This is a genomic window from Streptomyces sp. NPDC059743, from assembly GCF_042732975.1.
GTDB lineage: Bacteria > Actinomycetota > Actinomycetes > Streptomycetales > Streptomycetaceae > Streptomyces.
Genome location: NZ_JBHWGS010000017.1, coordinates 46,415 through 68,248 on the forward strand (window position 1 = coordinate 46,415; position 21,834 = coordinate 68,248).

22 protein-coding genes are annotated in these 21,834 nt (G+C 68.9%); 18 read left to right on the forward strand and 4 right to left on the reverse strand.

Translation table 11 applies throughout. The annotated features are described in order from the left end of the window. Positions 1 to 58 precede the first annotated feature (58 nt). Both ACFV6H_RS28010 and ACFV6H_RS28015 read right to left on the reverse strand, forming a co-directional pair. Positions 59 to 868, reverse strand: coding sequence for a response regulator transcription factor (locus tag ACFV6H_RS28010; RefSeq protein ID WP_385547358.1), 810 nt, complete (start codon positions 866 to 868; stop codon positions 59 to 61). A gap of 568 nt (positions 869 to 1,436) precedes the next feature. After that, positions 1,437 to 2,144, reverse strand: coding sequence for an SDR family oxidoreductase (locus ACFV6H_RS28015; RefSeq protein ID WP_385547361.1), 708 nt, complete (start codon positions 2,142 to 2,144; stop codon positions 1,437 to 1,439). A gap of 104 nt (positions 2,145 to 2,248) precedes the next feature. Here ACFV6H_RS28015 and ACFV6H_RS28020 point away from each other — a divergent pair, with 104 nt between their 5' ends. The 16 genes from ACFV6H_RS28020 to ACFV6H_RS28095 all read left to right on the forward strand — a co-directional run bounded on the left by ACFV6H_RS28020 (position 2,249) and on the right by ACFV6H_RS28095 (position 18,034). Beyond that, positions 2,249 to 3,088: a helix-turn-helix transcriptional regulator gene (locus ACFV6H_RS28020; RefSeq protein WP_385547364.1), complete on the forward strand. Its 840-nt coding sequence runs from the start codon at positions 2,249 to 2,251 to the stop codon at positions 3,086 to 3,088. 319 nt (positions 3,089 to 3,407) lie between these two features. Beyond that, positions 3,408 to 4,874: an FAD-dependent monooxygenase gene (locus tag ACFV6H_RS28025; RefSeq protein ID WP_385547367.1), complete on the forward strand. Its 1,467-nt coding sequence runs from the start codon at positions 3,408 to 3,410 to the stop codon at positions 4,872 to 4,874. 68 nt (positions 4,875 to 4,942) lie between these two features. Continuing rightward, a complete protein-coding gene (locus ACFV6H_RS28030) occupies positions 4,943 to 5,269 on the forward strand; it encodes a TcmI family type II polyketide cyclase (RefSeq protein WP_385547370.1) in 327 nt (108 codons plus the stop codon). Then, positions 5,266 to 6,543 (forward strand): beta-ketoacyl-[acyl-carrier-protein] synthase family protein, encoded by a 1,278-nt coding sequence (locus ACFV6H_RS28035; RefSeq protein ID WP_385547373.1) that lies wholly within the window; start codon positions 5,266 to 5,268, stop codon positions 6,541 to 6,543. The genes ACFV6H_RS28030 and ACFV6H_RS28035 overlap by 4 nt, the downstream gene beginning before the upstream one ends. Further along, a complete protein-coding gene (locus ACFV6H_RS28040) occupies positions 6,540 to 7,760 on the forward strand; it encodes a ketosynthase chain-length factor (protein ID WP_385547376.1) in 1,221 nt (406 codons plus the stop codon). Before ACFV6H_RS28035 ends, ACFV6H_RS28040 begins: the two co-directional genes overlap by 4 nt. Before the next feature lie 17 nt (positions 7,761 to 7,777). Beyond that, entirely contained in the window at positions 7,778 to 8,035 is a 258-nt protein-coding gene (locus tag ACFV6H_RS28045; protein WP_385547379.1) for an acyl carrier protein, read from the forward strand. A gap of 87 nt (positions 8,036 to 8,122) precedes the next feature. Further along, complete coding sequence (gene fabG, locus ACFV6H_RS28050; protein WP_385547382.1) at positions 8,123 to 8,908, forward strand: 3-oxoacyl-ACP reductase FabG; 786 nt, start codon at positions 8,123 to 8,125, stop codon at positions 8,906 to 8,908. 40 nt (positions 8,909 to 8,948) lie between these two features. Continuing rightward, a complete protein-coding gene (locus tag ACFV6H_RS28055; protein ID WP_385547384.1) occupies positions 8,949 to 9,896 on the forward strand; it encodes an aromatase/cyclase in 948 nt (315 codons plus the stop codon). Positions 9,897 to 9,899: 3 nt separating this feature from the next. After that, positions 9,900 to 11,879: an SDR family oxidoreductase gene (locus ACFV6H_RS28060; protein ID WP_385547387.1), complete on the forward strand. Its 1,980-nt coding sequence runs from the start codon at positions 9,900 to 9,902 to the stop codon at positions 11,877 to 11,879. After that, on the forward strand, positions 11,876 to 12,652 hold the full coding sequence (locus tag ACFV6H_RS28065) for an SDR family oxidoreductase (RefSeq protein WP_385547390.1): 777 nt from the start codon (positions 11,876 to 11,878) through the stop codon (positions 12,650 to 12,652). The genes ACFV6H_RS28060 and ACFV6H_RS28065 overlap by 4 nt, the downstream gene beginning before the upstream one ends. A gap of 47 nt (positions 12,653 to 12,699) precedes the next feature. Continuing rightward, positions 12,700 to 14,265, forward strand: coding sequence for an acyl-CoA carboxylase subunit beta (locus tag ACFV6H_RS28070; protein WP_385547393.1), 1,566 nt, complete (start codon positions 12,700 to 12,702; stop codon positions 14,263 to 14,265). Between the two features lie 36 nt (positions 14,266 to 14,301). Further along, entirely contained in the window at positions 14,302 to 14,517 is a 216-nt protein-coding gene (locus tag ACFV6H_RS28075; RefSeq protein WP_385547396.1) for an acyl-CoA carboxylase epsilon subunit, read from the forward strand. 45 nt (positions 14,518 to 14,562) lie between these two features. Beyond that, positions 14,563 to 15,531 carry an LLM class flavin-dependent oxidoreductase gene (locus ACFV6H_RS28080; RefSeq protein ID WP_385547399.1) on the forward strand — a complete coding sequence of 323 codons (969 nt, stop codon included), beginning with the start codon at positions 14,563 to 14,565 and terminating at the stop codon, positions 15,529 to 15,531. After that, the gene (locus tag ACFV6H_RS28085; protein WP_385547402.1) at positions 15,528 to 16,763 is read left to right on the forward strand and encodes an MFS transporter; all 1,236 of its coding nucleotides are present in this window, start codon (positions 15,528 to 15,530) and stop codon (positions 16,761 to 16,763) included. The genes ACFV6H_RS28080 and ACFV6H_RS28085 overlap by 4 nt, the downstream gene beginning before the upstream one ends. Then, positions 16,760 to 17,353, forward strand: a complete 594-nt coding sequence (locus tag ACFV6H_RS28090) for an NADPH-dependent FMN reductase (protein ID WP_385547405.1) — start codon at positions 16,760 to 16,762, stop codon at positions 17,351 to 17,353. The genes ACFV6H_RS28085 and ACFV6H_RS28090 overlap by 4 nt, the downstream gene beginning before the upstream one ends. A gap of 12 nt (positions 17,354 to 17,365) precedes the next feature. Further along, positions 17,366 to 18,034 (forward strand): antibiotic biosynthesis monooxygenase family protein, encoded by a 669-nt coding sequence (locus ACFV6H_RS28095; RefSeq protein WP_385547408.1) that lies wholly within the window; start codon positions 17,366 to 17,368, stop codon positions 18,032 to 18,034. Positions 18,035 to 18,111: 77 nt separating this feature from the next. On the opposite strand, the gene ACFV6H_RS28100 is transcribed toward ACFV6H_RS28095, so the two are convergent. Continuing rightward, positions 18,112 to 18,798, reverse strand: coding sequence for a hypothetical protein (locus tag ACFV6H_RS28100; protein ID WP_385547411.1), 687 nt, complete (start codon positions 18,796 to 18,798; stop codon positions 18,112 to 18,114). Between the two features lie 143 nt (positions 18,799 to 18,941). Further along, the gene (locus ACFV6H_RS28105) at positions 18,942 to 19,559 is read right to left on the reverse strand and encodes a TetR family transcriptional regulator (protein WP_385547414.1); all 618 of its coding nucleotides are present in this window, start codon (positions 19,557 to 19,559) and stop codon (positions 18,942 to 18,944) included. A gap of 112 nt (positions 19,560 to 19,671) precedes the next feature. Between ACFV6H_RS28105 and ACFV6H_RS28110 the strand changes: the two genes are divergently transcribed. After that, positions 19,672 to 20,499: an SDR family NAD(P)-dependent oxidoreductase gene (locus ACFV6H_RS28110; protein ID WP_385547417.1), complete on the forward strand. Its 828-nt coding sequence runs from the start codon at positions 19,672 to 19,674 to the stop codon at positions 20,497 to 20,499. 96 nt (positions 20,500 to 20,595) lie between these two features. Continuing rightward, the gene (locus ACFV6H_RS28115; protein WP_385547420.1) at positions 20,596 to 21,816 is read left to right on the forward strand and encodes a cytochrome P450; all 1,221 of its coding nucleotides are present in this window, start codon (positions 20,596 to 20,598) and stop codon (positions 21,814 to 21,816) included. Positions 21,817 to 21,834: the final 18 nt, after the last annotated feature.

Here is a 21,834-nt window from a genome sequence, read left to right on the forward strand (position 1 = left end):
GCCCATGTGCTCGTCGGCGAGGAGGCGGAGTGCGGCGACCGGGTGGGGCCGCCCGGCTTCAGGGACGGGCGCGACCGGATGCGGAGCCGGGCCTCAGGGAAGCGTCGCCGCCCTCCGTTCTCTGGCAGAAGCGAAAGCCCACTCCCCGTACCGTGACGATCCAGTCGCTGTGTCCGAGTTTGCCGCGCAGCGAGCTGACATGAGTGTCTATTGTGCGGCTCGCCCGGGAGCTGAGGGCGTGGACCGAGGCGTCCCCCCAGATCTCGGTCATCAGCCGGCGCCGCGTGACAACGCTTTCAGAATGCCGGGCAAGGAAGTGCAGAAGATCGAATTCCTTGCGGGTCAGCCTGACCGGCTTCCCCCGCAGCCGGACTTCGCGGGAGGCGCCGTCGATACAGACGTCGCCCACGGTGAGCAGCCCTGTCGGGGTGGGTGGGACGGGCTTGGGCCGCCAGGCCCGACGCGTGACCGCTTCTATCCGCGCCAAGAGTTCGCGGAACGCGTACGGCTTTTCCAAACAGTCGTCAGAACCGGCCTGTAGTCCGAGTACGCGGTCCAGATCCGCACCGCGATCGGTTAACGCAATGATGGGAGTGTCGCTCGTGTTACGGATACGACGGCACACTTCGAGCCCGTCGACGTCGGGGAGTTCAAGGTCCAGGAGTACCAACTCCGAGGACGCGTAGACTTCCAGCGCTGCCGCGCCGGTGGTTACCGTGACGACCTCGTGCCCGTGCCGTTCCAGCCGGGATCCGAGCGTCTGAGTGGTGGTATCCTGGCCTGCCACTATAAGCAGTTGCATAGCGCCTTCCAGTGTGGTCGCGTCGTGCAGGAGGCCAATGGGGCAGGCGGTCACCTTGAGGTGCATGTGTCCTCAACAGGCCACGCACCACAACGGTGGAGACCGCAAAGAACACACGAATGTTTCGGTCAGTGATGTGGTGTGCCAAGAGGTGGAGAAATGGCCGAAACGGGCTGTGAAGCCTGACGCACCTGTGCGGGTGCCGCGTCCCTCGTGCTACGGACGGGTGGAAACGGAGATCATCCGAATTCCCTGCCGGATGTCGCCGTCAACGGACCGTCATCGCTCTGCGGAGTCAGAGGGCGGTCGGCGCAACGGCTGCTCGCGGCGTCTCTCTGCGGGTTGCCCCGATTGCTGTTGGCTCCAAGCATGATGCCCCCGGTTGGTGCGCAACTGATCTGTTCTTTTGTTCGGATGACGACAATGACGGACGAGTGACGGGTGGTCAGCCTGTCGCGCGACCCTGAATCACGCCACGCTCATCATTTGTCGGTGCAGACGATAAGGCAACAGTATTGTTGCAAGAGTCACATCATGCCTCCGTCGGCGGAGGGGTACGGGCCCTAGTCTCCTCTCGGCATGTTGAGCGAGCCCCCCACGCAGTTGGCCGGAATTCGCTGTTACCGCACGACGTTCACCAGGGAATCGGCCCTTTGCTGCCGTAGAAGCCCCCGGAGGGGCCGTCAGGACCGACCATGGCCAGACGGACGATGATGTCGGCGCCTTCGGCGACGGTCTGCGTACCGCTGTGGCCGTTGAGATCGGTGGCGGTGTGGCCGGGATCGACCGAGTTGATCCTCATCTTCGGGTTGGCTCGCGCGTATTGGACGGTGAGTGAGTTCAGCGCCGCCTTGGAGGAGTTGTACGCCAGAGCGGGGTAGTAGGCGGGGAGGATCGAGGCGAACCGGTCCGGGTCGCCGGCCATGGTCGACGAGCCCAGGCCGCTGCTCACATTGACGACGACCGGAGCGGCACTCTCCTCCAGCAGAGGCAGGAAGGCACGGGTGACACGCACGACCCCGAACACATTGGTCTCGTACGCGATGCGGAGGTCCGCGGCCGTGGTCCCACGGGCGTCGTTGCCCGGTCCCAGCACGCCAGCGTTGTTGACCAGAACGTCGAGGTGGCCGACCTCCTCGCGGATGCGTTCCGCCGCGGCCCACACCGAATCGTCGTCCGTGACGTCGATCAGCACGGGCCGGCCTCCCAGGCTTGTCGCCGCCTCCTCGCAGCGCCGCTCGTCCCGGGCACCGATGTAGACCGTGTGTCCAGCCGTGATCAGGCGTCTGGCCGTCTCTCTGCCAAGTCCCTTGTTCGCGCCTGTGATCAGTGCGGTCTTCATGAGGCCAGCCTCACGGGTCACGGGCGGCTCAGGTAGTATCCCCCGCTTCCTAGGAACGGCAATACCTGGATGCGCGCATGACAGATTCCGCCCATACTGCTGAGATGAAGGGTTCGGGCAGCTTGGGGGTCGCTCTACGAAGCTGGCGTGACCGCCTGGCGCCGGCGGACGCGGGCCTGGCCGCCCCCCGCCACGCGAGCGAACGCCGGCGGGCGGTCGGCCTGCGCCGCGAGGAACTCGCCCTGCTCGCGGGCGTGTCGGTGGACTACATCACCCGCCTCGAACAGGGGAGATCCGTCTCGCCCTCCGCTCCCATCCTCTTCGGGCTGGCTCGTGCGCTCCAGCTGTCGGACGCGGAGCGCGAGCATCTCTTCCTCCTCGCGGGACATCCCGCTCCCATGGAACGGCGCGGATCCGCGCTGACGTCGAGCATGAAGGCCCTCCTCGACCAGATGGACGGCGTGGCCGCCGGTGCCTACGACGTGTCGTGGACCCTCGTCGCGTGGAACCGGACCTGGGCCGCGCTGAGCGGGGACCCGTCGTCACTGCGCGGACGCGACCGGAATGTCGCCTGGCTCCATTTCACCGACAACGCCGGCATGGTCACCCAGACAGATGATCAGCGGGCGAACCTGGAAGCCGCGATGGTTTCCGATCTGCGGGCCGCGAGTATTCGTTATCCCGACGACACCGAACTGCATTCCCTGGTCGCCGATCTGTGCGCTGCCAGCACGCGCTTCGCGGACCTCTGGGATTCGTACGTCGTCGCCGTGCACACCATGAACAGAAAGACCTTCCATCATCCGGTCGTGGGGGCGCTGTTGATGGATTGCCATGTCCTGATGGTGCCGGACAGCGACATTCGCATCGTCACTCACACCGCCACACCCGACGGTGACACCGCGGCCAAGCTGAAACGCCTGCGGTCCGCGGCGATCTGCTGATCCGTTCCTCGCGCGTCTGACCTCGCGTTATTACGCCGGCGTCCACGCGGCCGCCGGCGCGCACGCGTGCGTGGTCGCTGTCGACGGTGCCCACGAACCCGCCGACCTCTCCCGCGGCCACCACGGGTGAAGGCGTGGAGGGATGCTGGCTTCCCCTTGTGGAGTTGACGGTCCCCTGACACTTCCTTGCGCAGGTCCTTGAATTGTTTGCTTGAGAAGGCGTGGCGCAGCGACGAGGATATTCATTGTCTTTCGGTAACTTCCTCACCGGCGTGACGCCGTGAAATTCATTAACTGTACCGCCTTTCGGGAGAGTTGTATGGATGCTTCGGTCATTGTCGTAGGAGCGGGCCCTTCGGGACTCATGCTTGCCGGCGAACTGAGGCTGGCAGGGATTGATGTCATCGTTCTCGACCGCCTCCCTCGGCGCACCGGGGAATCACGGGGCATCGGATTCACCACGCGCACCATGGAGGTCTTCGACCAGCGTGGCCTGCTGCCCAGGTTCGGAGAGATCGAGACGAGCGACCACGGACACTTCGGCGGTATCCCGCTGGACCTGAGCGTGCTCGGCGCCACCCACCGGGCCGCGAGAACCGTGCCGCAGTCCGTGACCGAGACGGTCCTGGAGGGCTGGGCGCGCGAGCTGGGCGCGGACATCCGGCGCGGCTGGGAGTTCCTCTCCCTCGAGGACCTCGGCGACAGCGTCGAGGTCCGCGTCCGCTCCACGTCGGGCGAGCGGGTGCTGCGCGCGCGCTACCTGGTCGGTTGCGACGGTGGCCGCAGCGGCGTGCGCAAGGACGCCGGGTTCGACTTTCCCGGCACCGAGGCCACCACCGAACTGTTCCTCGCCGACATCCGCGGGGTGGAACTGGACCCGCGCACGGTCGCCGAGCGGGTCTCCGGCGGCATGGTGATGACCGCGAACCTCGGCGGAGGTGTTCACCGCATCATCGTCGGCGAACACGGGGCTCCTCCGCAGCGCCGTACCGAACCGCCGCCCTTCACCGAAGTGGCGGATGCCTGGAAGCGGCTCACCGGCATCGACATATCCCGTGCGGAGCCCGTCTGGGTCAGCGCGTTCGGCGACGCCGCCCGCCAGGTGACCGAGTACCGCCGGGGCCGGATCATCCTGGCGGGCGACTCGGCCCACGTCCATCTGCCGGCCGGCGGTCAGGGCATGAACACCAGCATCCAGGACTCGGTGAACCTCGGGTGGAAGCTTGCCGCGGTCCTGCGCGGCACCGCGCCGGTCCCTTTGCTGGACACCTACCACAGCGAGCGGCATCACGTGGGCCGGCAGTTGTTGCTCAACACCCGGGCGCAGAGCCTCCTCATCCTCGGAGGTGAGGAGGTCCGGCCGCTGCGGGGCCTGCTGTCGGAACTGGTGCGGTACGAGGATGTCGCCCGCCATCTCGCGGCCAAGGCCGGTGGGCTGGACATCCGCTACGACGTCGGCGGCGGCAGCCACCCCCTGTTGGGCATGCGCATGCCGCACCTGCGGCTGACCGGCGTCCGAGCCACCACCAGCACCGCGCTGTTGCGCACCGGCCGCGGTGTCCTGCTGGACCTGGAGGACAACGCGCATCTCCGTCGCCGGGCGCAGGCCTGGGAAGACCGGATCGACATCGTGACCGCCCGTGCGGCGCCCGTGCCAGCCGGCAGCCCGGTCGAGGGCACCGGAGCGATACTGCTGCGCCCCGATGGCCACGTCGCGTGGGCCGCCCCCGACAGTCATCACGATCTGCCCATGGCTCTGAACCGCTGGTTCGGGCGCGCGCGATGAACTCGACGCACCACGGCGCCGCGAGCCGGCGCCGCCTTCCGCCCACCGAGCACCTGAGAGAGGAAACGATGCACAGCACGTTGATCGTGGCCCGGATGGACCTCGACTCGGCAGCCGAAGTGGGACGCCGTTTCACCGAGTTCGACCGGACGGACATGCCTCACCTGATGGGCACGAGGCGCCGGCAGCTCTTCTCGTACAGGGGGCTCTACTTCCACCTCCAGGACTTCGACTCCGAGGACGGCGGGGAGCGGATCGCCGAGGCCAGGAACGACCCCCGGTTCATCGGCATCAGCGAGGACCTCAAGCCGTTCATCGAGGCGTACGACCCGGCCACCTGGCGCTCGCCCGCCGACGCGATGGCCCAGCGCTTCTACCAGTGGAGCGCCCGGTGAGCGGGGGCGCGCGCCGGGTCGTGATCACCGGCGTCGGGGTCACCGCTCCTGGCGGCATCGGCGTGAAGAACTTCTGGCAGCTCCTCGCCGACGGGCGGACCGCCACCCGCCGTATCTCGTTCTTCGACCCGTCGCCGTTCCGTTCGCAGATAGCGGCCGAGGCGGACTTCGACGCCGAATTCCAGGGGCTCGGCCCTCAGGAGATCCGGCGCATGGACCGCGCGGCTCAGTTCGCGGTGGTCACGGCGCGCGAGGCCGTCGCCGACAGCGGCCTGGAGTTCGGCGGTGGCGACCCGGACCGCATGGGGGTGACCATCGGCAGCGCGGTCGGCGCGACGATGGGCCTGGATCAGGAGTACCGCACGGTCAGCGACGGCGGCCGGCTGGAGCTGGTCGACCACGAGTACGCCGTACCCCATCTCTACAACTATCTGGTCCCCAGCTCCTTCGCGACCGAGGTCGCGTGGGCCGTGGGCGCGGAGGGACCGAGCACCGTCGTCTCCACGGGCTGCACCTCGGGCCTGGACGCCATCGGCCACGCGGCCGAGGTGATCAGGGAAGGTTCCGTGGACGTGATGATCGCGGGTGCCACGGATGCCCCGATCTCGCCGATCACAGTGGCGTGCTTCGACGCGATCAAGGCGACCACCCCGCGCAACGACGAGGCGGAGACCGCCTCACGGCCCTTCGACGCGAGTCGCAGCGGGTTTGTCCTCGGGGAGGGCTCCGCGGTCTTCGTACTGGAGGAGCTGGAGCGGGCCCGCGCCCGCGGCGCGCACATCTACGCCGAGGTGGCCGGCTACGCGACCCGGTCCAACGCCTTCCACATGACCGGACTGCGGCCCGACGGCCGCGAGATGGCGGAGGCGATCCGGGTCGCGCTGGACGAGGCACGGCTCAACCCGCAGGACATCGACTACATCAACGCCCACGGCTCCGGCACCAAGCAGAACGACCGTCACGAGACGGAGGCCTTCAAACGCAGCCTGGGCGACCACGCCTACCGGACACCGGTGAGCTCCATCAAGTCGATGGTCGGGCACTCGCTCGGAGCCATCGGCTCCATCGAGATCGCCGCCTCCGTACTGGCCATGCAGAACAACGTGGTGCCGCCCACGGCCAATCTGCACCACCCGGATCCCGAATGCGACCTGGACTACACCCCCCTCACCGCGCGCGAGTGGCAGACGGACGCGGTCCTGTCGGTGGGCAGTGGGTTCGGCGGATTCCAGAGCGCGGTGGTGCTCGCCGACGCCGGAAGGAGGATCCGGTGAGCCGGACCACCTGGGTGACCGGACTGGGCGTCGCCGCGCCCAACGGGCTGGGGCTGGACGAGTACTGGTCGGCCACGCTGGCGGGCCGCAGCGGCATCGCCACCGTGTCCCGTTTCGACCCCGCCTCCTATCCGGCGCGGCTGGCCGGCGAGATCGACGGGTTTGTCGTCGAGGACCATCTGCCGTCCCGGCTGCTGCCGCAGACCGACCGCATGACTCGGATCGCTCTGGTGGCCGCCGACTGGGCCCTGGAGAACGCGGGTGTGGTACCCGGCGAGCTGCCCGACTACGACATGGGTGTGATCACGGCCAGCTCCTCCGGCGGCTTCGAGTTCGGACAGAACGAACTGCGGGCGTTGTGGAGCAAGGGCAGTCAGTACGTCAGCGCGTATCAGTCCTTCGCCTGGTTCTACGCGGTCAACAGTGGCCAGATCTCCATCCGCAACGGCATGCGCGGCCCCAGCAGCGTCCTCGTCGCCGACCAGGCGGGCGGGCTCGACGCCCTCGCCCAGGCCCGCCGTCAGATCCGCAAGGGCACCCAGTTGGTGCTCTCGGGCGCGATAGACGCCTCCATCTGTCCGTGGGGATGGGTCGCCCAGCTCGCCAGCGACCGGCTCACCACCGAGGACGACCCCGGACGCGCCTACCTTCCCTTCGATTCCGCGGCCGGCGGACACGTCTCCGGTGAGGGCGGGGCGCTTCTTGTCCTGGAGGACGCCGCCCACGCCCACGGCCGTGGGGCGAGGCGGGTCTACGGCGAGATCGCTGGCCATGGCAGCACCATCGACCCGCATCCGGATTCCCGGCGCGAGTCCGGTCTGCGCAAGGCCGTCGAACGCGCCCTCGCCGACGCGGGGATGGCCTCCGACGACATCGACGTCGTCTTCGCGGACGCCGCCGCGGTGCCCGAACTCGACCGGATCGAGGCCGAGGTCATCACCAAGGTCTTCGGGCCGCGCGGTGTCCCGGTCACCGCTCCCAAGACGATGACGGGCCGGCTGTACTCCGGCGCCGCGCCGCTGGACGTGGCCGCCGCACTGCTGAGCATCCGGGACGGGGTGATCCCGCCGACCGTATTCACCACGCTCTCCGAGCGATACGACATCGATCTGGTCACAGACGAACCGCGCGAAGCCGAACTCCGGACCGCGCTGGTCATCGCGCGCGGTTACGGAGGCTTCAACTCCGCCATGGTCGTCCGCGCCGTACAGCCGTAAACCACGAGGAGACACGCATGACCACGTCAGGCCCGTTCACCATCGACGACCTTGCCCGGATCCTGCGTGAAGGAGCGGGTGACGCCGAGGACATCACCCCCGACGCCGAGTTCGAGCTGCTGGGCTACGACTCCCTCGCGATGCTGGAGACCTACGCACGGATCGAGCGCGAGTACGGCATCACTCTCGATGAGGAGCAGGTGGCCTCCTGCCGCACGCCCGGCGCGCTGACCGCGGTGGTCGACGCCCACCTCTCGGCCGCCCGCGCGGGCTGACATGCGCCTCCGCGCCACGCCGGTGTCCCACTGCTCCGCACGTTCACGCTCGCCACAGGCGCCACCTCACCCCCAGGGAGAATCGACATGACGCAAGACGGCCGCAAGGTCGCCCTCGTGACCGGCGGAACCAGTGGCATCGGCCTGGCCGCCAGCAGGCTCCTGGCGCAACAGGGTCATCAGGTCTTTCTCTGCGCTCGCACCGAGGATTCCGTGGCCCGCACGGTCAAGGAGCTCCAGGCCGAGGGACTCCAGGTCGACGGGACCGCTGCCGACGTGCGCTCCGCCGAGGACATCGGAAACGTCGTCCGCGCCGCCGTCGCCCGCTTCGGGACCATCGACGTCCTGGTCAACAACGCGGGACGCAGCGGTGGCGGAGTGACGGCGGACATCACCGACGAGCTGTGGCTCGACGTGATCAGCACCAACCTGACCAGTGTCTTCATGCTGACCAGGGAGGTGCTCACCACGGGCGGCATGCGGGACAAGAAGCGCGGACGCATCATCAACATCGCCTCGACCGCGGGCAAGCAGGGGGTGGTCCTCGGAGCCCCGTACTCCGCGTCGAAGCACGGCGTCGTCGGCTTCACCAAGGCACTCGGCAACGAACTGGCACCGACCGGCATCACCGTCAACGCCGTCTGCCCGGGGTACGTGGAGACCCCGATGGCGCAGCGTGTGCGCCAGGGGTACGCGGACGCCTACGACACCACCGAGGAGCAGATCCTCGACCGGTTCCAGTCGAAGATTCCGCTGGGCCGCTACTCCACTCCCGAGGAGGTCGCCGGCCTGGTCGGCTATCTCGCCTCCGACACCGCCGCCTCCATCACCTCCCAGGCACTCAACGTCTGCGGCGGTCTCGGCAACTTCTGACCCCCCGAAGGTTCCGCTGAAGCGAGTCAAGGAGATGAGCATGACCCCGCAGGCACCCCGTGAGGTGGAGCACGAGATCACCGTGCAGGCAGCCGCCCAGGACGTGTACCGCCTCCTCGCCGAGGTCGAGAACTGGCCCCGGTTGTTCCCTCCGTCGGTCTATGTGGAGTATCTGGAGCGGAACGAGCACAACGAGCGCATCCGTATCTTCGCCACCGCCAACGACGAGGTGAAGAGCTGGAGTTCGGTGCGTGAGCTCGATCCCGAGGGCTTGTGCATCTTCTTCCGGCAGGAGGTCTTCACCCCGCCGGTCGCCGAGATGAGCGGTACGTGGCTCCTCGAACCGCTCGGTGCGAAGGAAACCCGCGTACGGTTGCTGCACAGCTTCCGGTCCGTCGACGACGACCCGGAGGCACTGGCCTGGATCGAGAAGGCCGTCGACACCAACAGCCGGGCCGAACTCCCCTCACTGCGGGCGAACGTCGAGCTCGCGGCCGAGGCGGACGAGCGGACGCTCTCCTTCGAGGACACCGTCCGGATCGACGGCTCGTCGAAGGACGTCTACGACTTCCTCAACGAGGCGCAGCTCTGGTCCGAGCGGCTGCCGCATGTGACACAGGTCCAGCTGACCGAGGACACCGCGGGTCTCCAGGTCCTGCGGATGGACACGCTCACCAAGGACGGCTCCTCGCACACCACGGAGTCCGTACGCGTGTGCTTCCCGCACCACAGGATCGCGTACAAGCAGACCACGCTGCCCGCCCTGATGGAGCTGCACACGGGCCGCTGGGATCTGGCGGAGGACGCCGACGGCGTCACTACCGCGACCTCTCAGCACACCGTGGTCATCAGGACCGAGAACATCACCGAGATCCTCGGTCCCGACGCTGGCCTGGCCGAGGCCCGGGCATTCATCCGCCAGGCACTGGGCACCAACAGCAGGGCCACGCTCACGTATGCCAAGGAGTACGCGGAAGCGCGGAGCTGAACCATGGCGGGCGTACTCGACACGGACGTCATCGTCGTCGGCGCGGGACCCGTCGGACTGCTGCTCGCCGGTGAGCTGTGCTCCGGCGGCGCCCGCGTGACCGTCCTGGAACAACTCGCCGAACCGACAACCGAGTCACGGGCATCCACCCTGCACGCCCGGACCATGGAGATCCTGGCCGACCGGGGGGTGCTCGACCGACTGGGCACGCTGCCGAGCGGCGGCCCCGGCCATTTCGGCGGTCTGCCGCTCGACCTGGCCGCCGCCGAACCGGGACATCCGTACGCCGGCCAGTGGAAGTGTCTGCAGGCCCGGATCGAAGCCGTCCTGTACGCCCGGGCCGTGGAGCTGGGGGCGGAGATACGGCGTGGGCACGTGGTGACGGGACTCGCCGAAGGGGCGGAGCGGGTGGAGGTCACCGTGATGCCGTTCGGCGGCAAACCGTACCGCCACACCGCCCTGCACCTGGTGGGCTGTGACGGCGAACTGAGCACCGTACGGCAGCTCGCGGGCTTCGACTTCGCCGGCGAGGACGCCACCCTGGAGATGCTCCGGGCGGACGTGGCGGGTATCGACATACCTGACCGGCGGTTCGAGCGACTGCCGAACGGGCTCGCCACCGCGTTCCGCTGGGCCGACGGGAACACCCGCGTCATGGTGCACGTCAACGACAGGCGCCCCCGGGCCCGCACCGGCGAACCGGAGTTCGCGGAGGTCGTGGCGGCCTGGGGCGAGGTCACCGGTGAGGACATCGGCGCGGGCACCCCTGTCTGGCTCAACACCTTCGACAACACCCGCCGCCAGGTCACCGAGTACCGGCGCGGCCGGGTGCTGCTCGCCGGGGACGCCGCCCACGCCCAGATGCCGGTCGGCGGGCAAGCACTGAATCTCGGCCTCCAGGACGCGGCGGATCTCGGCCCCAAGCTGGCCGCGCGGGTCACCGGGCGGGCCGGGGACGGCCTGCTGGACAGCTACCACGAGGAGCGCCATCGCGTCGGCGCCCGGACCCTGGACAACATCCAGGCCCAGGCGCACCTGCTGCTCGGCGGGGGGCCGGACGTGGAAGCGCTGCGGTCGGTCTTCGGCGAACTGATCGCCACGGACGTCGTGACCCGCCACCTCGCCCGCATGATCAGCGGCCTGGACACCCGTACGGTCCCGGCGCCGCCGCTCACCAGGAACACCGAACCATCCGCAACCAGGAACGGGAGTCCACCGATGGACAGGCTCAAGGACAAGACGGCGCTCATCACGGGATCCAGCCGGGGTATCGGCCGGGGCATCGCGCTGCGTATGGCGCGTGAGGGCGCCCTGGTCGCCGTGCACTACGCGGGGAACGAGGAGGCCGCCCAGGACACGGTCGAACAGATCGAGAAGGACGGCGGGCGAGCCTTTTCGATCCGTGCCGAGCTGGGTGTCCCCGGCGATGTGCACGAGCTGTTCCTGGGGCTGGAACAAGGGCTGAAGGAACGCGTCGGTGAGGTCAGGCTCGACATCCTGGTGAACAACGCGGGGGAGACCACCAACGGCACGGCCCCCGAGGAGGTCACACCCGAACAGTTCGACCGGTACTTCGCCGTCAACGCCAAGGCGCCCTACTTCACGGTGCTCCGAGCCCTCGAGGCGATGCCTGAGGGCGGGCGCGTCATCAACATCTCCTCCGGTCTCACCCGCTTCGCCAATCCGGAGCAGGTGGCCTACTCGATGACCAAGGGGGCCATCGAGCAGCTCACCCTCCACATGGCCCGCCATGTCGCGCCGCGCGGGATCACGGTGAACACCGTCGCACCCGGGATCACCAACAACGGCAGCGCCGTCTTCGACATCCCGGAGGCGGTGGAGCAGATGGCGCAGTTGTCCGCGTTCAAGCGGGTCGGCGAGGTGGGGGACGTCGCCGACGTGGTGACCTTCCTCGCCACCGGCGAAGCGCGCTGGATCACCGGCGCGTTCATCGACGCCACCGGCGGGACCCTCCTCGGATGAGCGCGACGGCCGACACCGGCACCACGCGCGTCGCCCTGGTCACCGGAGCCAACAAGGGCATCGGCCGGGCCGTCGCCCACCGACTGGCCGAACTCGGCGGGTGCGTCTACCTTGGCGCCCGCAGCGAGGTGCGCGGCAGGGCTGCCGAGAGCGAGCTGCGCTCCGAGGGCCTCGATGTCCGCTTTCTGTCCCTGGACGTCACCGACGAGTCCTCGGTGATCCAGGCGGCGAAGAGGATCGAGGAGGAGGAAGGGCGCCTCGATGCCCTGGTGAACAACGCGGGGATCGGCGGGCCGCCACTGCCGCCGAGCAGCACCCCGCTCAGCGAGATCCGGCGTACGTACGAGACGAACGTCTTTGGAGTCATCGCCGTGACCAATGCGATGCTGCCCCTCCTGAGGCGGTCCCAGGCCGGCCGCATCGTGAACATGAGCAGCGTTCTGGGCTCGCTCACGCACGCTGCCGCACAGGAGGACCCGACGGGCGTCTTCCCGGCAGGGATTTTCCCGGCGCTGCTGGACTACAACACGTCGAAGGCGGCGCTGAACGCCGTGACCATCACCTACGCCAATGAGCTCCGCGACACCAAGATCCTGGTCAACGCCGTCTCCCCGGGGTTCGTGGCGACCGACATCAACGGTCACCGGGGGGTCCTGACCCCGCGCCAGGGAGCGCGGATACCGGTGCTGCTGGCGACCCTGGCCGAGGACGGGCCGACCGCGACCTTCGTCGGGGAGGACGACACCCCGGAGGGACAGCGACTCTCCTGGTGACGCGGGAGGCGGCGAACACTGGCATCACGATCGGAGAGGAATCGACCATGGCGCAACCCCCGGCGACTGACGGCGACCGGCTGACGGAGCTGGCCGGACTCAAGGACCTGACCCGCCGGGGCGCTGATCCCGCGGCCGTCGAGCGACAACACGCGAAAGGCAAGCTGACCGCCCGCGAACGCATTGAACTCCTGCTGGACAAGGGGAGTTTCACCGAGGTCGAGATGTTCCGCCGTCATCGCGCCACCGGCTTCGGGCTCGAAGCCAGACGCCCGCACACCGACGGTGTGGTCAGCGGCTGGGGCACCGTCGAGGGCCGTACCGTCTTCGTGTACGCCCATGACTTCACGATCTTCGGCGGGGCGCTCGGCGAGGCACACGCCGAGAAGATCCACAAAGTGATGGACCTGGCCCTCGCGGCCGGCGCTCCCCTGGTCTCGCTCAACGACGGAGCGGGGGCGAGGATTCAGGAGGGCGTCTCCGCGCTCGCCGGGTACGGCGGCATCTTCCGGCGCAACACCCAGGCGTCGGGCGTCATTCCGCAGATCAGCGTGATGCTCGGACCGTGCGCCGGCGGCGCCGCCTACTCGCCGGCTCTGACCGATTTTGTCTTCGCCGTGCGGGACATCTCCCAGATGTTCATCACCGGGCCGGACGTGGTCCAGGCCGTGACAGGTGAGCAGGTCTCGCAGAACGGGCTGGGCGGCGCCGATGTGCACGCCGCCGTCTCCGGTGTGGCGCACTTCGCGTACGACGACGAGGAGACCTGCCTCGCGGAAGTGCGCTACCTGCTCTCCCTGCTGCCCTCCAACAACCGGGAACTCCCCCCGATGGCGCACAGCGAGGACCAGGCCGACCGGGCGGGCGACGCCCTGCTCGACCTGGTTCCGGCGGACGACAACAAGGGGTACGACATCCGGGCGGTGATGGAGGTGCTCGTCGACGACGGCGAGTACATGGAGATCCACGCCGCGTGGGCCCCCAACATCGTCTGCGCACTGGCCCGGCTGGACGGACAGGTGGTGGGCGTGGTCGCCAACCAGCCCGCGGCCATGGCCGGCGTACTGGACATCAAAGCGAGCGAAAAGGCCGCCCGCTTCGTCCAGTTCTGTGACGCCTTCAATATTCCGCTGGTCACCCTCGTCGATGTGCCCGGCTTCCTGCCCGGCGTCGAACAGGAGCACGAGGGCATCATCCGGCGCGGCGCCAAGCTGCTCTACGCCTACTGCAACGCGACCGTGCCACGGATCTCGCTGATCCTGCGCAAGGCGTACGGCGGTGCCTACATCGTCATGGACTCCCGGTCCATCGGCGCGGACATCGCGCTGGCCTGGCCGAGCAACGAGATAGCGGTGATGGGCGCGGAGGGCGCGGCCAACGTGGTCTTCCGCCGCGAGATCGCGGGGGCCGATGATCCCGGCACGATGCGCGCCCGGAAGATCGCCGAGTACCGGAGCGAACTCGTCCACCCCTACTACGCCGCCGAGCGCGGGCTCGTCGACGACGTCATCGACCCGCGCGACACCCGCTCGGTGCTGATCCGTTCGCTCGCCATGCTGCGCACCAAGCATGCCGAACTGCCGCGGCGCAAACACGGAAACCCGCCGCAGTGACCTGCGGCACGACCGACGTACGAACAGGAGTTCCAGATGAGCGATCCGCGACCGCCCTTCCAGTTCCGCGTGGACCGGGGCAGCCCGACCGGGGAGGAACTGGCCGCCCTGACCGTGGCCCTGCTCGCCCGCGCGGCGGCCCGCACCCCCGCCGAGCCGCCGAGGAGCCCGCGGGCGGCCGCCGGCTGGTACAGGCCCGAACGCGGACAGGGCTTCGACAGCCCGGGGGCCTGGCCGAACGGCAACCGCTGAGCACGAGTGACCACCCACCGCGGTACGACGATTGGGGACCCTGTCATGGACGTCGGATTTCTCTTCGATCTGCGCAATCCCGAGGAGTGGAAGCGCCCTTGGGCGGATCACTACGCCCGTACCCTGGAGTTCTGTGAAGAGGCCGACCAGCGCGGCGCCGGCGGTCTCTGGTTCACCGAGCACCACCTCTTCGAAGACGGTTACCTGCCGCAGCCACTGACCTTCGCCGCCGCCGCGGCGGCGCGCACCCGCCAGGTCCGCATCGGCACCTCGGTCCTGCTGCCCGCACTGCGCAAGCCGGCGCAACTGGCCGAGGAAGCGGCGATCGTGGACCTGATCAGCGGCGGCCGGCTCGAACTCGGACTCGGCGCGGGCTACCGCGTTCCCGAGTACGCGCTGTTCGACACCGACTTCAAGCAGCGCTTCACCCGGACCGAGGAGAGCATCCGCGAGGTCATGAGGCTGTGGGAGGAGAAGGGCATCACACCCGCTCCACTCCAGGACCCCGTGCCGATCTGGGGAGGCTTCTACGGTCCGCGCGGGGCAAGGATCGCCGGGAGGCTCGGCATCGGGCTGCTCCACATCTCGCACGACAAGTTCGAGCACTACCGTGCGGGGCTCGTGGAGGGCGGTCACGACCCGGCCATCGCCCGGGTCTCCGACCTCCTGCCGATCATTCTCGCCGACGACCCGGATGCCGCGTGGCCACGGGTCGCTCCGTACCTCGCCCACCAGATGAACTCGTACCGGCAGGCGTCCGTGGAGGGCACCGGCCAGCCGAAGCCGCCGCTCATCCACCCCGACGAGTTCCGCGACCGGACCTCCAACGCCCCCTGGGGAGCGCTCCGGATACTCACCCCCGAGGATGCCGCCACCGAAATCAAGGAGATGACGAAGGGGCTTCCGGTCAAGCACCTCATTTTCTGGGCGAGCATCGCCGGCATGCCGGACGACCTGGTGGCCCGGAACATCGAACTGGTCAGTGAGAAGCTGCCGCCGCTGCTCCGGTCATGACCACCACGCCCTCGTCCACCGCCGCCCCGGGGCCTCGGAAGTGGGACGCCCGGCAGTGGGGAATCCTGTGCGTCCTCTCCGGGAACATGATCCTCGACGCGCTCGAAGTGTCCCTGGTCCTCCTCGCGCTTCCGACGATCGGCGCGGACCTCGGACTGTCGATGCTCCATGTCCAGTGGTTGCTGAGCGGTTTCGCGATCGGCTTCGCCGCTCTGCTCGTCCTGGGTGCCCGGGTCAACGCGCGCTGGGGACGGCGTCGTTCCTATCTCGTCGCGATGGCGGTCTTCGCGGCGGCTTCCGTGGCCGGCGGCCTGACGGACGATGCGACCGTCCTCATCGCGACCCGCGTCGTCAAGGGGGCCTGCGCGGCGCTGACCGCACCCACCGGACTGGCGATCATCAGCACCACCTTCCGCGAAGGGGCGCAGGCGCGTCGGGCGGTCACGGTGTACTCGATGTTCGGTGCGGCCGGATTCACGCTCGGACTACTGCTCTCCGGCGCGCTCCTGGAGGCCGGCTGGCACTGGACGTTTCTCTTTCCCGCGCCGGTCGCCGTGGCGCTGCTGGTGTTCGCTCTTCGTCTGATCCCGCGCGACCAGGGGCGTGCGGAGCCACCCCGCTTCGCGGCCGGCCTGCTGCGCGACCGGCCGCTGCTGCGTGCCTCGCTGGGGGCGGCGACGCTCAACGGGACGTACCACAGCCTGCTGCTGCTGATCACCTTTGACTGCCGGCAGCGGTTCGGCTGGCCTCCCTGGCAGACCGCGCTCGCACTCCTTCCGGCGTGCCTGCCCCTGGCGCTGACCGTCCTGTTCGCGGGCCGCCTCGTCGCACGGTTCGGTACGGCGCGGCTGATCGCGCTCGGTGCTCTCACCCCCGCGGCCGGCTGCGTGCTGTACACCTGGCGGCCCGCGGACGCCTCGTACACGACCGGAACTCTCCCTGCCCTGCTGCTGCTGGGCGCCGGCTTCGTCTTCGCCTTCGCCGCGCTGAACATGCAGGCGACCTCCGGCATCGCGCCGGAGGACCGGCCGATGGCCGTACCGCTCTACCAGACCGCCGTCCAGCTCGGCGCCGTCGTCCTGCTTCCGCTCACCGCCGTGCTGGTGACGCGCGCCGACAGTGACCGTCCGGCCCTCCTGCTGGTCCTGGCCACCGCGGTCCTCGGCGTCCTGGTCGCCCTCACCGCACTCCGCCGCTCCGGAACGACGACATCACGAAAGGCCCCTCAATGATCGAGCCCCGCATATCCCTGCTCGTCATCGTCGCCAGTGTCCGCGACGGGCGCTTCGGGCGTACGGTGGCGGACTGGTTCGCCGAAGAAGCCGGGAACCACGCCGGTGTGGACGTACACGTACTCGACATACTCGACCACCCGCTGCCGCTGGTGATGCCCGAGCCCGGCCTCGAACCGTCGCCCGAGGCTGCGAAGGTACGCGACGCGGTCGGCGCCGAACTCGCCCGCGCCGACGCTTTTGTCGTGGTGACACCGGAGTACAACCACGCCGGCCCCGCCGCGCTGAAGAACACCATCGACTGGTTCTTCGACGAGTGGGCCGCGAAGCCGGTCGGGTTCGTCAGCTACGGCGGCATGGGCGGCGGTCTGCGGGCGGTCGAGCATCTCCGGCTGGTCTTCGCGGAGCTTCACGCGGTCTCCGTACGCGAGTCGGTCAGCTTTCACAACGTGTGGGACCGGTTCGGCGAGAACGGCCGCCCTCACGACGCGCGGGAGACCGCGTGGGCGGCCACGGTCCTGCTCGACCGGCTCGTCTGGTGGGGCCTGACCCTGCGGGGCGCGCGGGCCGAACGTCCCTACGAGCGCTGAGGGGGAGACGTGATGACACCGTCGACCGAGCGTGCCCGGACCGGCCGGGACACCACGCGGGACATGCCGGATGTGCGCCGCGGGGACGCCGCGGGGGTCTTCGTCAGCCACTGGTACGTACGCGACGGCGCGGCCGGAACCGCGGCGCTCCAGGAGGTCGTCGCCCGGTGGAGCCGCTCGCCGCGGCCACCGGGAGCGCTCTCCCTGAGTACGTTCGTCAGCACGGACGACACCACCGTGCTGACGTACACACAGTGTGACGGTCCGGACGCCTATCGCCGGTACCTCGAGACGCTCACGGGCGTCGGCGTGGCCGCCGTCGAGTACCGGGTGTGCCGCTGTGTGCTGCTGGACACCACGTCACGTGTCCCGGGGTGCGTCGTTGTCGCCATGTTCGACGTGGACGGTCCCGAGTGCCAGGAGCGGATCATCGGATCCATCGCCCAGGCCGTGGAGGAGACGCCGGTCGAGCGGCATCCGGGTCTTCTCTCCGCCAACTTCCATGCCAGCGAGGACGGCACCCGGGTGCTCAACTACGCCGAGTGGACAACCGAAGAGGCCCATCTCGCCTTCCTGGCGGGCGCGACCCATGTGACGACCCGTCGTGTCACCGACGACACCCCCGGCGTGCGCCCGGTCGGGTTCAAGCGGTACCGGCTGCACCGGAGCCTCGGGGTCTGATCCGGCGTCCCGAGGCCCTCCGGCGCCCGCGCTGTTGTCGCCGCGGGCGCCGGAGCCGTCCCGGAACCGGTGGCGGGTCAGCCGGTCGTACCGCCGAGAGTGGCGTGATGGCGGTAGAGGAAGCCGAGATCCTCCTCGCTGTTGCCGACGTCGGCGAGCATCGCCCTCGTCAGGACCCGCATATGGGTGATCGCCTGCTCCTCGGAGAGCCACTCGGAGAAGATGAGGACGCTGGTGCCGTCGAGACTGATGTGGATATTGGCGGCGATCGCTCCGGGGTAGGCGCGGTCCGCCCCCGCCACGGTCTCCTCGGACTTGAGCAGATCCTCGATCCACTGGCGCGCCGCCTCCCGGTTCTCCATCGGGAACGCGGCGATGGGGAAGCTCCGGGCCGGTGGGGGAGGGTCGCCGACGGCGGTGCCGCGCACGACCTTGTGCAGCCGATAGGCGACCAGGCTCCGGGACCCGGCGGCCGGGTCCGCCCCCGGACGGGCACGCGAGATGCCGGTCTCGTCGGCCAGGGACTTGCCGAGCGACTCCTCGGACGCCCACTGCTCGTACGTCAGCACGTTGTTGCTCTGGGTGCTGGTGAAGCAATGGAGTGCTATGAGCCCGTCGAGCCACGGGGCCGATCGCCAGTGGGCGACGACCTCGTCGGCCACCGTGAGCCGGCCCTCCGGGCTGCCCGCGTCCACCGTCGTCACGAGCGCGGCTTCGACGTCGGGGCGGCTGATGACTGGACGCGCATCGGGTGTACTGGACATCCACAACTCCTCAGGACAGGGGCTGAACGCGGCAGTGCCTACGCCCATTTTCTGCCGTGCGGCGGAGAATCCGAGGGGGTGCGAATGCAGGACATCGACAATAAGTGTCAAGGCCGAGCCCCTTCTTCCTCATGCGTGTCAACTCATGGTGAAGTGGGCTCCCCGGACGTCGCCTTCGTCCGACCGGGCGCCGGGGTGCCCAGCAGTATGGCGGAGATCTGGTCGAAGTACGGCGCGATGTCGTCGACGCAGGCTTCGGAGAGCGCCGGGGTGCGGGCGACGGAACGCGCCATGTTGATTCCCAGCAGCAGTGCGGTGAGCAGCTCCGCGCGCAGCTCGCGGTCCGGCAGATCGACGACCTCTTCGAGGTCGCGCACGTACGTCTCGTAGAGCCGCTCGGTGAGCTGTTCGCGGCATTCCGGCCGGCCCGACGAGAGCAGCAGGGCGGTGAGGCGACTTCCCTCCGCCGTGGGTGCGTCCTGCTTCATGGTCATGTGCAGCAGGCGGGTCGGCACGTCTCCCGAAGGCGTGCCTTCGCTGTCTCCGGCCTGCTCCTCGGTGGGTTGTGACGCCTGCTCGAACAATCGCTCCTTCGAACCGAAATACCGGAAGACCAGCGTCGCGTCGACGCCCACGTCCCGGGCGATGTCCCGGACGCTCGTCGCGTCGTAGCCCACGAGGGCGAAGCGGGCACGGGCCGCAGCCAGCAGTGCGGCGCTGGTCGCCGCGCGATCACGCTTGCGCTTCGGAGGCTGAATCACGGTGGCTCCCTGTAGTCATCACTTGTTGACATCGTAGTGCGATCCACATAACTTGACTAAGTCATCGGTCGATGACTTGGTCGTTCGGTCCGCTCTGCAAGGAGATTTCGCAGTGAAGAGTATTGTTGTTTCGGGCGGTAACGACGGGATTGGCGGAGGCCTGGCCTTAGCGGGTCTGGAACGCGGTGACAAGGTTGTCGTGCTCGGTCGCAGTACGGAGAAGGGGAAGGCATTCCTGGCGGCGGCCGAGGAACGCGGCGCCGGAGACCGGGCCGTCTTCATCCCCGCGGACCTGAGTCTGGTCAGTGAGAACAAGCGGGTCATCGACGAGATCACGGAGCTGTTCCCCGTCCTGGACGTCCTCGTCCTCTGCGCCCGCTTCTTCCGCTCGGCCCGGTTCGAGACGGCCGAGGGGTACGAGAACACCTTCGCGCTCGAATACCTGAGCCGCTACCTGCTCAGCCATGGCCTGACCGAGATCCTGGAGAAGTCCGAGTCGCCGGTCATCGTCAACGTGGCAGGACCCGGTATGCAGAAGCCCGGGATTCGCTGGAACGACCTCCAGTCCCGCCAGGGCTACAACGGCGTCGGCGCGCAGATGCAGGCGGGCACCGCCAACGACCTGCTCGGTGTCTCCTACGCCGCCAACCACGCCGGGGGTCGTACGCGGTACGTACTCGTCAACCCGGGCTCCACCGGTACCAGCTTCGCCGGCGCGTACGACCCGGCGACGAAGGCGCAGGTCGAGGCCATGAAGCGGATGGGCAAGCCGGTGGCGCAGGCCGTCGCGCCCATTGTCCAGATCATCGAGGCCCCGCCCGCCGAGCCCCTGAGCGCCTATGTGGAGGGGCGGCGCATCGGGGTCGACCACCCGGCGCTCTTCGACAAGAACGCCGCGGCACGCCTGGACGTCGTCACCGAGGAACTGCTCTCGCGCTGAGCCGGTTTCCCACCCGGACCGGCGTCCTCCGGCGCCGGTCCGGCACCCCCCGGTGCACCGATCGACACTCCCGAGACCGCCAGGAGTTGTGCCCCCATGGCCGATGGGCTCCCCCGTACCTGCCCGTTTCACCACGCGGACTTCGCCGCCGCGGGACTCGACCTGGACGTCGTGTATCAAAAACTGCGCCGGGACGAGCCCCTGGTCAGGGTGACGATGCCCTACGGCGGTGACGCCTGGCTCGTCACCCGCCACGAGGACGTCAAGACGGTCCTGACCGATCCCCGGTTCAGCCGGGCCGCCGCGGCCGGTCGTGACATACCGAGGAGTCTCCCGCTCCCCGATCAGCAGAACGCCTCCCTTCTCAGCCTGGACCCGCCCGAGCACTCCCGGCTGCGACGCCTGGTCAACGGGAGGTTCACGGTCCGCCGGATCAAGGAGCTGGAGTCGCGGGTCCAGCGCGTCGTGGACGATCTGCTGGACCTCATGATCGCGACCGGTTCGTCCGCCGACCTGGTTGGCGCACTGGCCTGGCCACTGCCCTTCACGGTGATCTGCGAGATCCTCGGTGTCCCGGTCGACGACCAGGGCCGGTTCCGGCAGTGGATCGAGCAGTCGGTGGCCCTTTCCGCCACCGACCCGCAGACGATCCAGGCGGCCGACGACGCTCTCGGCGCTCACCTGACCCGGATGATCGCCCTGCGCCGGGCGGAGCCTGCCGACGACCTGTTGGGCGAACTGGTCGTGGCCCGCGACGAGGGCGACAAGCTCAGCGAAGAGGAACTGGTCACCTTCGGTGTCAATGTCATGGTCGCCGGGCAGGAGACGACCGCCGGAGAGATCGGCAACTTCGTGTACACCCTGCTGAGCCGGCGCGAGCGGTGGGAGGCGTTGGTCGCGGACCCGGCTCTCGTCCCCGCCGCCGTCGAGGAACTGCTGCGATTCGTACCGCTGGAGGCGAGCGTCGGGGGACTGGGTTTCCCCCGTGTCGCCCTTGAGGACGTTCCCGTCGGCGGAGGGCTCGTGCGGGCGGGCGAGACCGTCGTGGCGCAGAACGCCTCGGCCAATCGCGACGACAGTGTGTTCGACCGCCCGGACGAGCTCGATTTCACCCGGGAACGCATCCCCCATGTGACCTTCGGACACGGCCCGCATCACTGCCTCGGCGCGCCTCTGGCCAGGCTGGAACTCCAGGTGGTGCTCCGCACGCTGGTCCGGCGCCTGCCCGGACTCCGCCTGGCCGTCCCCGCCGACGCCGTGACCTGGACGGAGAACCGGGCCGTGCGCAGTCTCGTGGAGCTCCCGGTCAAGTGGTAGGCGAGCGCGCGGCCGGGA